This is a genomic window from Novosphingobium taihuense, from assembly GCF_007830315.1.
Taxonomy (GTDB): Bacteria; Pseudomonadota; Alphaproteobacteria; order Sphingomonadales; family Sphingomonadaceae; genus Novosphingobium; species Novosphingobium taihuense.
The window spans coordinates 1-12,270 of record NZ_VLKJ01000019.1; the positions used below are offsets into that span (position 1 = coordinate 1).

Genomic DNA, 12,270 nt, shown 5'->3' on the forward strand with positions numbered 1-12,270 from the left:
ATTCCGTTGCTTCGTCTGACAACGAATAGAGCGCCTGCAGCACCAGGATTTTGAACATCAGGACCGGGTCGAACGGTGGTCGGCCGCCCTTGCCACGGACGCTACGGCGCAGAGCGGCAATCAAGGGACCACGGAATACCTCAAAGTCGATCACCCCAGCCAAACGCTCAAGCGGATCACCCGCTGCGCTCAAGGCCTCGTACCGGTCCGAAAGATCAAAGAAACCGGGCTGTCCCGCCATCATCGCCTCCGCTCATCCACAAAGGCAGTGAATCACTCAGTGGCCCTCAACGCCAGAGGTTTTTCGAGGCATCCACTTTGCTTTCTAAGCTCATTGAAGAGAAGGCGAAAGTTCGTATCGGTGGCCCAGTCGAGGCTACTCGTTTCGGCTTCGTCCTTCAACGAAAGCGCCAAAGTACAATTTGAGTCGAGTTCTTTGCTTGATCGTCGGCGAATGACAGGGAAGAACTCGGCTAGCAAGATTTAGCTGGTGAGCGTGAATGCCCGTGGAGTTCGTGCCAGGACGTGAGGCGGCCGAGGATTACAGGCGGCAACGCCAGCAGGCGGAGTATGGCCGGGACGATTCTGGTGCGACGGTGAGGGCGGGTTTCGAGAGCTACCTAGAAACCGGTCGCGGACGAGTTGCCGAGATTACGCGCCTTTACACCTTGGACGATGCTGACGCTGAGGCGCTGGCGGACCGCATGCTCAACGAGGTCACCACTGACAAGCTCTCTCCTCTGGACGAACCGTTCGGTCACCGCATCATCAGCAACCTTGCGGAACGGGTAAGGAAGATCTGCGAGAAGGGCAGCATTCCCATCCGCGAGGGCGTGGTGATCGGCGTCTCGCCGATTGATGGGCTACATGCCTATCAGAGCGAGGTCCCGGCCACCGATGCGAGCATCATCGACTTCTCGATGCAGTTTGTCATGTTCTGCAACCAGTTCGCCATCTTGCTATCGAGGACGTTGCCGCACGAGGTTTCCGATCAAGGCGCCAACGTAAACTGCGATCCGGATGTGATCGCCCGGGTGCTCGACGAGGACCGCGAGCTGCTGCTGAACTGGCGTCTCTTCGCGACGAGCTTCGTCATCCGCGGTCATGCCATGGATCTGCCGCGGCTGCCGGTGGATGGCGAGCGGATTTCGACACGCGTTCAGATCCTCTTCGCGATGGAGATGTTCGCGGTCGCGCACGAATATGGCCACCATGTCCTCATGCATGGCGTGACCGACAGTTCGGCCTCGAAGGGCGATGGCCTCCAGATGGAGCACGATGCCGACGGCTTCGCCCGCATGGTGTCAATGGCGTTCGGCACCGATCCAGAATCGTACAACGGGTTCGCCACCTCAGGTGCGGGGGCCGTGCTAATGCTTGGCGCGATCGATCTCGTGCGGCGGGCTAGCCACGTCCTCTCGACAGGCAACACAGAGTTTCCGCCGCGGACCACCCATCCGGATCTGGAAGCGCGAATATCGCACATCGCCACGTTCGACAGTTACGCGCCGGAAGAGATGTGGGCGCAGTTTGGCGCGATGCGGACTGATCTCTACGGCGTTGTGGAGGCCATCTGGGCCGCATTGCTACCGGTATTTCTCGGACTGCATCGCGACACCGAGGTCAGGCCACCTGAACCCAAGCAAGGTGCAGCAGACTGGATGTCGCTGATGTAGCCGGGAAAATGTTGCTAACCCTCACAGCAGGAGGCTCTGCGTGGTCGATCCGCCGACGCTCAACTTTCGCGACAGGTGGGGGGCGCCGTATCGGCGATCACCTAGAACCTCGACAGAAAGGGCATTTCGCGTCGTGGGCCAGGCCATCATCAGCATACGAGAGGTTACGGAATGCCATGCTCGACATTACTGACCGCACAGGCGCGGTGTCCGCAAAACAGCTAATTTGGATTAGGCGTACAAAGGCGAGGATAGCCGCAGCCAAAGATACGAATGACACTGAGAACTCGCTAGGAGCGGTCGTTGCGAGCGAGCGCAGCACCCGGTCGCCAAGCGAGCCGCAGACTGGCGCATCGCGGACATAAGCGAGCACCGCATCGGCTTCGGCTGCATTGATCCCAAGCGTGTTCAGAAGGGCCCGAGCCGCTGGTTCGTCCAGGCCACGAATTTTCTGCTCAAAGACGCGGCGGCGTGCCCCATCCTCTTCGCGCGGATTGTGGCAGGCTAGGCATGGGCCGTCAGCGTGCTCGCCATAGGTCATCGCCTTGGCAGTGAGCTGGTCCGTGCTTCCGCCAATAATGCGCCCCGGCGCCAGCCCTTGTAGGTCCCAGCGCGACGTGTTCTTGTCGACCGCGGAAACGATCAGGTCGAACTGGTCGTTCGCTTGTTTGGTATGAAGCTCGGCAGGCATTTCGGCCAGCGGCCCGCGCTGATGGAATTGCTGGAGCGTGCCTTGGAATTCTACGCCGGCAAGCCCGGTCAGGCCCCGATAGCGAGTGACTGCGTCGATCTTGGGGTGGGTGACGTCGTCCTTTCCGGCGATCGCGCAGCGGTTGAGGTTCGTGCGGTCATGGACATCGTCGTCAATCGTGACGATGAAGCTCGGGATTTCGCTTGTCCCAAGCAACGCAACGAGCGCCTGACCAACGGCGCCGCCGCCAACCAGATAGAAGGGTGGCAGCACACAGCCCTCAAGCGAGGGGCCGTCGCGGAGCGTGGGGAGGGAGCCGGTGGCACCGTCCCAAAGGGCATAGCCCTCATCGCGCGCGAAACGGCCGCGCTCGAGCCCGCGCGAGCGTTTGAATACTTCCGCTGCAGCGAGGCAGGCGGCAAACCAAGGGCCGATCGGGTTGGGGGCATCGCTTCCAATGACGAGGTCGGGCTGCCTTGCGCCAATCCAGGCGATCCAGCCCGCCCCTGTCACGTAGAGATCGACCATCTCGGGCGGTGCGGCTGGATCCAGGCTGATCGTGTAGGCATCATCATGCCCGAGGGTGCGTGTCACGCGCACGGCGTCGCCAACGGCCCAATGCACGAAATCGCGCAGACGGTCGAAAGCGAGTCCCGGCACCGCGCCGCTCGGCAGAACGATCGTGAGCGGGAGCTCCGCTGTGTCGAGCACGATCTCGCGCACCGAGCCCACCATACGGCAGAGGAGATTGACGAGGCTGGCAAGCAGTTGCTGATCGGATCGATGCGTAAGCGGACCGGCGACGACTCGCACAACGATGCCGCTGCCATCGCCCAGGCCAGTGACCGCGCGCATATGGCGATCCATGATATCCGCCGCGTCCGTCACCGCAGGTCTCCGACGCTGACTTGACCGCTGGTCAGCTCCACACGCCGCACCGCGATGTCGGGCGCGAGCAGATGCCAATAGTCTCGCTGCCACTCATGAACGCCAATTCCGAGCGGCCATGCAGAGGTAACGCGGCCATAATGGGGGAAGACCAGCGACAGCACCCGCCGGCTGCTCACCATCGCATCGTCATAGCGCGAATGCTCAACCATATGTCCCGGATGGCTGTGGATCTGGGCGAGCGGGCGCAAGTCGTCGGGGATTGTAGCAGCCATTCGGCTGCGCGCGGCTTCATCGACATGATAGTTGAACCTGGTTGAGTGCTGCGCCGGCGCACGTACCGCCGTGACCGTGCCGTTGAGGCCGTCGCGCCTGCCATACCAGAAGACGCACGATTCGAGTGGGCCGGCGACGGTGAGGAGCTGAAAGGTTGCATGAAGGGCGTCGCGGGGCACAAGCAGCTTCATGCTGCCAGGCACATAGGGCGAGGTCGGCGGCGCGCGCCATTCCTCGAATTCATCAAGCTGCATCGGCCGGGTGCCTCCCCTTATAGTGCTCGGATGCCATGCCGCGGCCGATCGCCGCGAGCGTCACCAGGAACGTGTCGCGGGCCTGCCAAAGAATTTTGTCGTCACCGCCATGGAGAACGTCATAATATTCGAAGGTCGCCGAGCAGCAGATCAGCTGAATGGGCAGAGAGATAGCCTGCGACCTATAAGCCGGATGCACCTGTACCTCAGGATGGGTCAACTGGGGCAGGTGTCCGGTGTCCTTGCCGACGACATAGGTGAACGTCTCTGGATTGACGAATTGTGCGCGAGGGGGCCAATCGCGGCCGGTCACGAAGTCGAGCCGCAGCAGATAGTCCTCGCGCGCATCGGCATGCATGCCGCTGATCGGCACCAGCAGCGTGCGGTTGCCGACGACGCGCCAGCCAAGCGCCTGGGGGCTCTCGGCTTCGTGATAGGCAAGGGCTCGCGGCAGGTCCTCGTCGAAGACGAGGCGACCTGCCGCGAGGTCGAGCGTAGGCTGGAGGTTATGCGAAGCCATCGCCTAGGCCCCGCCGGTGCGCGCCGCGATCTCGAAGTCGCGCTTGCACAGGTCGCGGTGGCGCGCCTGCTTGAGCGTCAGCGCCAGATGCTCCATCAGGCTCACCGGGTTGCCGCCCTCGACCGGTGCCTGGAGCACGTCGCGCTCATCGCGCTCAATCTCCAGTTCGTCATAGGCCTGATCCCAAATCGCCTGAAGCGTCATGTCCTCATCGACGCTGAACTTCGCTTTTTCATGTTCGGCGAGGTGGCGGAAGCGCACCTTCACATCGTCGTCATCCTCATCGCCGTCATGACCCTTGGCCTTTTCGAGGTCACGCTCAGCCTCGAGCACTTCGGTATCGGCCTTGGCGTCAAGCGCATCGGCTTCGGCGCGCAGTGCACGCGCCTTCGCGCGTTCGCGCTCGGCTTCGTCCAGATGTTCGAGCGCCGCTTCGATCAGTGGATCGTCGTCCTTACCCTTGTCCATTCAGTTTCTCCGATTCAAGGTTCCCAAATGTGGGCCACCTGAACTCGTGTGACATGGCGCGGCCCGATTCGCAATAGCTGGTTTCCAAATGTGGAACCATTATGCTTGCGCTTCGAGATCGGCTATGCGATTCCGCATAATGAAGCTCATGGGGACAGTAAGGCTGCAGCATCTGGCGCAACGCGGCACGGCGGAGCTCGCCGGCGCGGTCGCCGCGCTATCCGCGGAACTTCGAACCATTGTCTGGAATGGGCCGAAGGCGTTTCTACAATCCTATCCTTCGGCCAAGGTCGATGGGCAGCGCATCGAAATCGCGCTCGACGAGACGCATTGCGTAAGGCTGCTCGTTAATTATGAAATGGGACACATGTTGGTGGAGAGTGCCGGGCCACGCGTGACGCGCGCAAAAGAGGGGAAGCGCAAGTGACGATCAAGCCAATCCGGAACGAGCAGGACTATTCTGCCGCGCTCGAGCAGGCAGCCGATCTCATCGTCCGCGAGGATGCGCGCTCGCGCGACGACCTCGATGTGCTGCAAGCGGTGATCGAACGCTGGGAAACCGCACAATGCGCGATCCCTGCGCCAACGCCGATGCATGCGATCCGCTTTCGCATGGAGCAGCTGGGCCTCACCGCGCGCGATCTCAAGCCCTATCTTGGAAGCAAATCGCGGATTTCGGAGATCTTGAGCGGTCAACGCCAGCTAACCGTCGATCAAATCCGGGCACTCAACCGTCATCTCCGCATCCCAGCTGAGTCGCTGATCGGCGAGACTAAGCACGAGCCGCCGCGAAAGCCGTCCACTGCATCGATCGCGGCGATCGAGAAGCTCAAGACACTGGGTGTCATGAAGACGCGCGAAGGCATTGACGCCTTTCTCGCCCGAGCGCGCAAGGCCGCCCCTGCAATGGCGATGCTACGCAAATCACGCACCGATCGCACCAATGCCAAGACCGATCTCGGCGCACTGGAAGCCTGGTGTGCCGCTGTTCTGCTCATCGCCGAGCAAAAGACCTTACCCAAATCCGCCAAGCGCGATCGAAGCCCGGAAGCGGCGCGGCGCCTCGCGCAATTAAGTGGCAAGCGCAACAGCCTGGCGCGGGTCGAGGCGGAGCTTGCCAAGCTCGGCATCATTCTGGTGATCCTGGACCATCTGCCCGGCACCTTTCTGGACGGTGCCGCGATGTGCCGGGGCGACGGGACGCCGATAATCGCGCTCACGCTTCGGCATGATCGGCTCGACAATTTCTGGTTCACGCTGCTGCATGAATTTGCACATGTAAGCTGCCACCTTGTTGAAGGCACTACGATCATCGTCGACGACCTCGAGGTCAGCAGCAGCGAAGGGATTGAAGCCGAGGCGGATGCCTTTGCCCGCGAAGCACTGATTCCGATCAAGACATGGCAAACCGCATCCGGCGATCTTGGCACGGAGGAGCTGATGGCGGTCGCCGCAAAGGCGGGAGTTCATCCAGCAATTGTGGCCGGCCGCTGGCGCTATGAAAATCAGGATTATCGGCGCTTCTCCAAGCTAGTGGGACGCGGGGAAGTACGCTGCCATTTTGTATCAACCGTCGCTTGATCCGAGTGTCGCTGGACGTTGTAATGCTGGTATTTCAAGCCGCTTAAGCATTCTCGTCACGTTACCCGCTTACTATAGCGGGCTCGCGTTCCGCCCACTTGCTTCTAATCCGTAAGGCGCACTCTGTGTTGTCCGCTTTCGACAATTCTGATCCCGAACGCGGCTAGTCTGCAACCGGCCCAGTAGCTGACATGATGTTCGGCTGAATGAACGGCAGATCCATTTACGATGCGACAGGACCTGAAACGACCGGGCTTGAGGAACTAACGACGTAACTGATGGACACCCAGCAATTGCGCATTCAGCGCGCCTCCATCGAAAATCATCTCATCTAAGGCCGCAATGACCTGACTCTCAGCGACGATCTGGCCGTTTTGATCGTCCTCTATGACGCGTTGTGAAATCCGCCGCATCAGTTCTTTGATGAAGGCGGCGCTGACACCTTCCGTGTGCTCTATGATTTTGTCTTGTACGACTCCACCGAGGCTTAAGGCGCCACGGTAGAGCTGGGCGAGCTTCAAGCGTCCTGCATCATCGGGGAGAGGAAATTCAATGGCCTGATCGATACGACCCGGGCGACCTGCAAGCGCTGCCTCGAGATGTTCGGGCCTGTTGGTGGTCAAAATGAACAAGATGTCAGCGTCCTGCCGGAGCCCGTCCATCTCGTTCAGGAGCGTATTCAGCAGCGCCTCCTCCCCTGATCCGCGCATGTCCTCACGATCGCGCGCGATGAGGTCTGCATCCTCAATTACCAGAATGGACGGTTGCAACAGCCGCGCCAGTGCGAAGTATTCATGCAGAAGGCCAACTTGGTCAGCGGTCACCAGCAATGTCGTATGGCCCGGAAGGCTACTGGCGAGATACTGGATCGTATGGGTCTTTCCTGTCCCGGGGGGGCCATAGAACAGTAGCCCTTTCTTGGTCGGTTGACCGAGCGCCCTCATTCGCTCGCGAATTTTGGCGAAATCCAGAACATTGCGGTCAAGCAACGAAAGCGTCTTTGTTGGCAGGATAATGCTGTCCCGAGCGACGACCGGCAATCGGTGGATTGTGATACCTCCTGCCAGCCCTTGCCACTGGTGCTGAGCCTCAAGCGACAGAACCTTTCCGCGATAAGATTCCGCCCGCTCGATGACTTTCTCGATCTCTCGAAAATAGAAAGCCACGGTATCACTTCCTGCCGCACCGCCCGGCACGGCAATTTCAATTCTCACACGTTGCTCTGAACCGGCGCCTTCCTCCTGAGAGACGAAAAGGGCATGTTTGATGCCGTAGTTCTCAAGCAGCCAAAGCACGGTGCCGACGCATCGACGGGGCATATCCTCGCCGATGTCCACTTCCGTGTATTGCACAGGCACAATTGCCTGTGCCGACCGATCCGTTTCCCACAATTCGGCAAACTCCACCGACTGGTAACGATATCCCGATTTGATTCCGAACTGCCGGATCGTCACTGACGGCAAGATTTGATCGAACGCCAACTGTAGATCCGCGCGTGTTCGCATGGGAAAGCTGCGTACGGACGTTTCGATGTCCGTCAGATTTGTCGTACCGAAATGCCAGGTCAGGGCTTCGTAAGCATGTTTAAACTGCGCGACAGCGACAGACCCCGACAGGTGTTCTGTCGCCATCAAGATACAGGCATCACACAAGGCATGCCCAGCATTTCGATACATGGTGCGGGCATGGGACTCTGGCTTGCCACAGATTGTGCAGGTATCCTGACCGACAATTTCATGACCATCGCGAACCGAGCGTGAGATCGCCAGCTTGTGACCCCCGCTTGCAATCCTTGATTGCGCCGCCTCAACCAATACATCTGCAACCGCTTCTGGCCATAGGCCGCAATCCGCCTCGCCATAGTAGTGTGCCGTTGTGGCGATTAGCTTGGAATCTACCGGGGAGCGGGCAAAGACGTTTTCCAGCAGTTCAACCACAAACTCATACGGCGTACTCTGGTCGTTCAGGATTTTGAGCTGAACTAAATGGACGACCCCGTTGGACATTGTAATACCTCATCGACGGGCCCGCGGCCGGTTCCTTCATGGTGATAGCCTCAGGGTATTTCGCAAAAGTTGCGAGAGGCAATTATCTGAGAGCATTGCCTTTTAGGAGCCGGATGGCAAAGCCCGAGATTCAATGTGTCCGAATGCGGCAACAGAATGTTCTTTTAAATCAATTGCCATTATCAACGACCGCATGATCACGCGCCTTGCTGTTGCCGGTTATCGCTCCCTTCGCGATGTTGTTATCGAACTGGGTCAATTAACGCTGATTACCGGCGGCAATGGCAGCGGTAAATCGAGCCTATACCGCTCGCTTCGCCTGCTGTCCGAGGCAGCTCAGGGCAGACTGATCGCGACCTTGGCCAACGAGGGTGGATTGTCGTCCACGATGTGGGCTGGGCCGGAAAAGTTCAGCAGCGAAATGTTGAGCGGTCGTGAAAGGGTGACCGGCACAGTGCGATCTAGTCCGGTCAGTTTGCGCCTGGGCTTTTCGGGCGATGATTTTGGCTACGCTATCGACCTCGGTCGACCAGAGCCGATGCATCCTTTCCCACATGACCCGGAAATCAAGGTTGAGGCCATGTGGAACGGCGAACTTCTCGGACGCGCAAATCTATTCGCGGAGCGGCGCGGGCCCGCCGTCAGCCTGCGGTCTTCACAATCCGGCGAATGGCGCCATGCCTTCACCAACTTGCTGGCGTTTGACAGCATGGTCACTCACTGCGCCGATCCCATAGATGGTCTGGAACTGTTGTTGATGCGCGAGCGAATGCGCAACTGGCGCTTTTACGACAACTTGCGCACCGATGCCGATGCCCCCGCGCGACGCCCTCATGTCATGACTTACACACCCGTGCTTGGAAGCGATGGTGCGGATCTGGCCCCGGCCATTGCAACCGTTCTGGCCATCGGGGATGGAGATGCATTCGCTGATGCAATTAGTGATGCCTTCCCCGGCTCGCGGATCGAGATTGAAGGGGATGAATATGGCATTGCAGTTATGCACCAGCCAGGTTTGCTACGCCCGTTTGAAGCAAAGGAGTTGTCGGACGGGACCTTGCGATATCTACTGCTTGTCACTGCATTGCTCTCGCCGCGTCCGCCAGAAATCATGATCCTTAACGAGCCTGAGGCTAGTCTACATCCGTCCCTGCTCGACCCGTTGTCGCGTCTTCTTATCGCGGCGTCGAAGCGCAGCCAGATCGTGCTGGTCTCGCACAGCGATCGATTGATTGCCGGTTTGCGCAAAGCGAATGGTCTGCAAGATGTTGTCCTTTCAAAACGCATGGGGGAAACGCAAACTGAAGATCAGGAAGCACCACGCTGGGTCTGGCCAAAGCGGTGATCTTGGCACCGTCAACAAGACCTCTGCGCTTTGCCGGCCTGTGACCGACGTATCGCGAAGATAATAGATCCTCGCACTAAGACCAACCCTTACGGGTTTGCTGGCGGATACGATCTGTGAACGTCAGGTCCACGGATGCCCGCTTTACGAAAGCAAGCTGTGCCCCACGAATCCTGCCTGAAAGCCGACCTGCGGCTTTAGCTTTTTGCCCGCCAGAACCTGCCTTTCAGCAACCGCCCCCGTTGCGGACGGCAGGAAATCGTGCAAGTCCGCAGTCATGTACGTCGAAATCTTCCTGAATGAGGAGCTAATCGGCAGCAGTTTCCTTGATGCTTCCGACCCTCCAATGGGGGTGGCACGCGGCAATTTCGATCCATCGCCAAACTATCAGCCATCCGCGCACGCTTTCGAGATAGATGGCGGCTACAATGAAAACGGAGCTGACTTACCCTTCGTGGTCAAAGCTGGGGGAGTGTTTGTGGAGTGTGCTGGGGCCGGCATCCAAGATTACAGTGCTTCCCTCGGTGAGCGGCACGTTGAAGTGCTTGGAATACCTTACCCTGAATACGAGGTCAGGTTCGGCGCCTACGAATCCTATAAGGCTTACTGGGGACGGTCCTAGCGTCGGCTCCCCAGCCAGCTGCGGTCATGAAGGGCGGCGAGGCCCCTTCCCGAAACCAGCACGGCCGCTTCAGCCTCGTTCTTGCCAAGACATGCCATTCAACAACCGGCCCATTAGCGGACGACCCTTTCTCCCCGTAGAACGGCGATAGCTGAACGAGGGACCGACAGAGTGATCGACGGAAAAGAGTTGTGCGAAGATCGTTATCTCGCGCGGAGGGACGCGGGTGCGTCGCGACGTCAGTTGGGACGATGAGGAACACCTTAAGTCAAATTTTGGTATCGTCATTCACTGTTGGCTCGATGACTAAATCTGCATGTTCAATTGCTCTATCGCATTCAGTGGCGATGCGCTAATGTTGTCAAATACTGACACAACTGGTCCCCGCAAATGGAAGCGTCGTGCCCGCGCCAAAAATTTCCTGATTTTCAGACAACCCATGGAAAGACGACGAACTTGCAAGCCAGATGCCGTGTCGGCCCAAAGAACTTTGGGCTCCCGCCATTCGTGCATCCTTATGTGGTATCCGACAAATGAAGCACTGGAGCCTCGTCACAATACCATTTTTGCTTGCGGCTTCACCTTCCTTAGGGTCGCCAAGCGGTCATCCGACCAGTCCAATTATCGGCGGTTCGCTTGACTGTTCGATGGAGCATTTTCCCAACGCCTTCAATTTCGCGACTTGGGGGTCGAGCACGAAAGGATGCTATCTTGAAGAGCTTCATGCCTTGGAGCGATATCAAGTCATCGCGGCAGATCCGGATGACCAATTCGAAATCAGCTCGAGAATAGCGGAACTGCGTGGCATGATGGGCGATGAATTGGCCGCATATCGCAAGACAGATGACGTGAGTGCTTCCTCGGCGGAAAGCGAGCGCCTTCTCGGAGACCCGACCGTTGACCAATTTGATGCCCTCACCAAGATCACGGAGTTGGCGGCTAAAACCCGGGTAGTCGTCATAAACGAAGCGCACTTCGCGCCTCATCATAGAATGTTTTCGAGGCTGCTGGTCCGACGCTTATCAGCGGCTGGCTTTAGCTTTCTAGGAGCCGAGGCGTTCAATGCAGAGCCTGAGCAGTTCGCGCGAAGTTTCAGGGGAGGCGCTCCCACTCATCAAACTGGCTATTATGTCCGTGATCCGGTCTTCGGGAACCTTGTTCGCGAGGCATTGATGATGGGCTACAAACTCGTGCCGTATGAGTTAACCCACGTCGAGATGGACAGCGCGGCCAAGACGAACAATTTCCAGCAGGCGCGAGAGCGCGGTCAGGCCGAGCGATTATACAAGCGGGCTTTGAAGGATAAGCCCCGCGCCAAGCTCATTGTTTTGGTTGGATTTGATCATGTAAAGGAGCGTTTGGCCCCAAATGGGTCTGAAAGTTCAAAGCGGATGGCGTCATATTTGCGGGAGTTGGTGGGCGAAGACATCCTCACGGTGGATCAGGTCGCAGGGGACCTAACAGGTCGGTTTCATGTTCGTGGTCAGGATTGCTCTGGCGTTTCGCAGTTCCATGGAAAACCTGTAGTCCTTACTCGTAATGAAGAGCCTCTGTCGCTTGGTCGTTATAGTGGTCTAGTCGATGTTTCGGTCGTCCATAGATGCACTGGCATTGATCACGATCGGCCAACTTGGCTTCAAGAAGCGCGTCGAGTTCGTCCGCTTCTGAATGCATGTGCGAATACGCCTAGGGATAGGCGAGTTCTTGCGCAGGCGTTCTTGCAAACTGATCCTCCTGATGCCGTCCCCGTGGATCAAGTTCTGCGTTCATCAGGTGGTTCAAATCCAACTCTGATCGTTCCAGAGCAGGCCAAGGTGCGAGTTGAATGCCGGGTCGAGTGACCATGCCAAATATGACGGTTTCGCAAAACCGGTTCGTCTGTTTCCCACCCCGATCCGACCGCAATTGTGGATCCAGCGTCTGCCAGAAAGCCGACCTGCGGC

General features: G+C 58.5%; 12 protein-coding genes. 6 read left to right on the forward strand and 6 right to left on the reverse strand.

The features are described 5' to 3' along the window. Nucleotides 1-241: transposase (locus IQ25_RS19970; RefSeq protein ID WP_144908045.1), on the reverse strand; the 241-nt coding region annotated here is incomplete at its 3' end. Between the two features lie 259 nt (nt 242-500). Between IQ25_RS19970 and IQ25_RS19975 the strand changes: the two genes are divergently transcribed. After that, complete coding sequence (locus IQ25_RS19975; protein WP_144908046.1) at nt 501-1,676, forward strand: hypothetical protein; 1,176 nt, start codon at nt 501-503, stop codon at nt 1,674-1,676. Between the two features lie 97 nt (nt 1,677-1,773). Here IQ25_RS19975 and IQ25_RS19980 read toward each other — a convergent pair whose 3' ends face one another. From IQ25_RS19980 to IQ25_RS19995, 4 genes are read right to left on the reverse strand one after another with little or no spacing between them, the layout of a single operon-like run. Beyond that, a complete protein-coding gene (locus tag IQ25_RS19980; RefSeq protein WP_144908047.1) occupies nt 1,774-3,255 on the reverse strand; it encodes a ThiF family adenylyltransferase in 1,482 nt (493 codons plus the stop codon). Further along, the gene (locus IQ25_RS19985) at nt 3,252-3,785 is read right to left on the reverse strand and encodes a Mov34/MPN/PAD-1 family protein (protein WP_144908048.1); all 534 of its coding nucleotides are present in this window, start codon (nt 3,783-3,785) and stop codon (nt 3,252-3,254) included. Before IQ25_RS19985 ends, IQ25_RS19980 begins: the two co-directional genes overlap by 4 nt. Beyond that, nucleotides 3,775-4,305 carry a hypothetical protein gene (locus IQ25_RS19990; RefSeq protein ID WP_144908049.1) on the reverse strand — a complete coding sequence of 177 codons (531 nt, stop codon included), beginning with the start codon at nt 4,303-4,305 and terminating at the stop codon, nt 3,775-3,777. The genes IQ25_RS19985 and IQ25_RS19990 overlap by 11 nt, the downstream gene beginning before the upstream one ends. Nucleotides 4,306-4,308: 3 nt before the next feature. Continuing rightward, nucleotides 4,309-4,773 carry a hypothetical protein gene (locus tag IQ25_RS19995; protein ID WP_144908050.1) on the reverse strand — a complete coding sequence of 155 codons (465 nt, stop codon included), beginning with the start codon at nt 4,771-4,773 and terminating at the stop codon, nt 4,309-4,311. Between the two features lie 139 nt (nt 4,774-4,912). Between IQ25_RS19995 and IQ25_RS20000 the strand changes: the two genes are divergently transcribed. Beyond that, a complete protein-coding gene (locus IQ25_RS20000) occupies nt 4,913-5,200 on the forward strand; it encodes a hypothetical protein (RefSeq protein WP_144908051.1) in 288 nt (95 codons plus the stop codon). Next, nucleotides 5,197-6,354: an ImmA/IrrE family metallo-endopeptidase gene (locus IQ25_RS20005; protein WP_144908052.1), complete on the forward strand. Its 1,158-nt coding sequence runs from the start codon at nt 5,197-5,199 to the stop codon at nt 6,352-6,354. Before IQ25_RS20000 ends, IQ25_RS20005 begins: the two co-directional genes overlap by 4 nt. A gap of 263 nt (nt 6,355-6,617) precedes the next feature. Here IQ25_RS20005 and IQ25_RS20010 read toward each other — a convergent pair whose 3' ends face one another. After that, nucleotides 6,618-8,360 carry an ATP-dependent Clp protease adaptor ClpS gene (locus IQ25_RS20010; RefSeq protein WP_144908053.1) on the reverse strand — a complete coding sequence of 581 codons (1,743 nt, stop codon included), beginning with the start codon at nt 8,358-8,360 and terminating at the stop codon, nt 6,618-6,620. 193 nt (nt 8,361-8,553) lie between these two features. Between IQ25_RS20010 and IQ25_RS20015 the strand changes: the two genes are divergently transcribed. The 3 genes from IQ25_RS20015 to IQ25_RS20025 all read left to right on the forward strand — a co-directional run bounded on the left by IQ25_RS20015 (nt 8,554) and on the right by IQ25_RS20025 (nt 12,168). Next, nucleotides 8,554-9,705 carry an AAA family ATPase gene (locus tag IQ25_RS20015; RefSeq protein WP_144908054.1) on the forward strand — a complete coding sequence of 384 codons (1,152 nt, stop codon included), beginning with the start codon at nt 8,554-8,556 and terminating at the stop codon, nt 9,703-9,705. Between the two features lie 277 nt (nt 9,706-9,982). Continuing rightward, nucleotides 9,983-10,327, forward strand: coding sequence for a hypothetical protein (locus IQ25_RS20020; RefSeq protein ID WP_144908055.1), 345 nt, complete (start codon nt 9,983-9,985; stop codon nt 10,325-10,327). 533 nt (nt 10,328-10,860) lie between these two features. Then, nucleotides 10,861-12,168: a hypothetical protein gene (locus tag IQ25_RS20025; protein WP_144908056.1), complete on the forward strand. Its 1,308-nt coding sequence runs from the start codon at nt 10,861-10,863 to the stop codon at nt 12,166-12,168. Nucleotides 12,169-12,270: the final 102 nt, after the last annotated feature.

Bases quoted from the DNA above. Each gene is read 5' to 3' on its own strand.
- IQ25_RS19995 (WP_144908050.1), bottom strand. From the start codon at position 4,773: ATGGACAAGGGTAAGGACGACGATCCACTGATCGAAGCGGCGCTCGAA.
- IQ25_RS20020 (WP_144908055.1), top strand. From the start codon at position 9,983: ATGTACGTCGAAATCTTCCTGAATGAGGAGCTAATCGGCAGCAGTTTC.
- IQ25_RS20025 (WP_144908056.1), top strand. From the start codon at position 10,861: ATGAAGCACTGGAGCCTCGTCACAATACCATTTTTGCTTGCGGCTTCA.
- IQ25_RS19975 (WP_144908046.1), top strand. From the start codon at position 501: ATGCCCGTGGAGTTCGTGCCAGGACGTGAGGCGGCCGAGGATTACAGG.
- IQ25_RS19985 (WP_144908048.1), bottom strand. From the start codon at position 3,785: ATGCAGCTTGATGAATTCGAGGAATGGCGCGCGCCGCCGACCTCGCCC.
- IQ25_RS20015 (WP_144908054.1), top strand. From the start codon at position 8,554: ATGATCACGCGCCTTGCTGTTGCCGGTTATCGCTCCCTTCGCGATGTT.
- IQ25_RS19990 (WP_144908049.1), bottom strand. From the start codon at position 4,305: ATGGCTTCGCATAACCTCCAGCCTACGCTCGACCTCGCGGCAGGTCGC.
- IQ25_RS20010 (WP_144908053.1), bottom strand. From the start codon at position 8,360: ATGTCCAACGGGGTCGTCCATTTAGTTCAGCTCAAAATCCTGAACGAC.
- IQ25_RS20000 (WP_144908051.1), top strand. From the start codon at position 4,913: ATGAAGCTCATGGGGACAGTAAGGCTGCAGCATCTGGCGCAACGCGGC.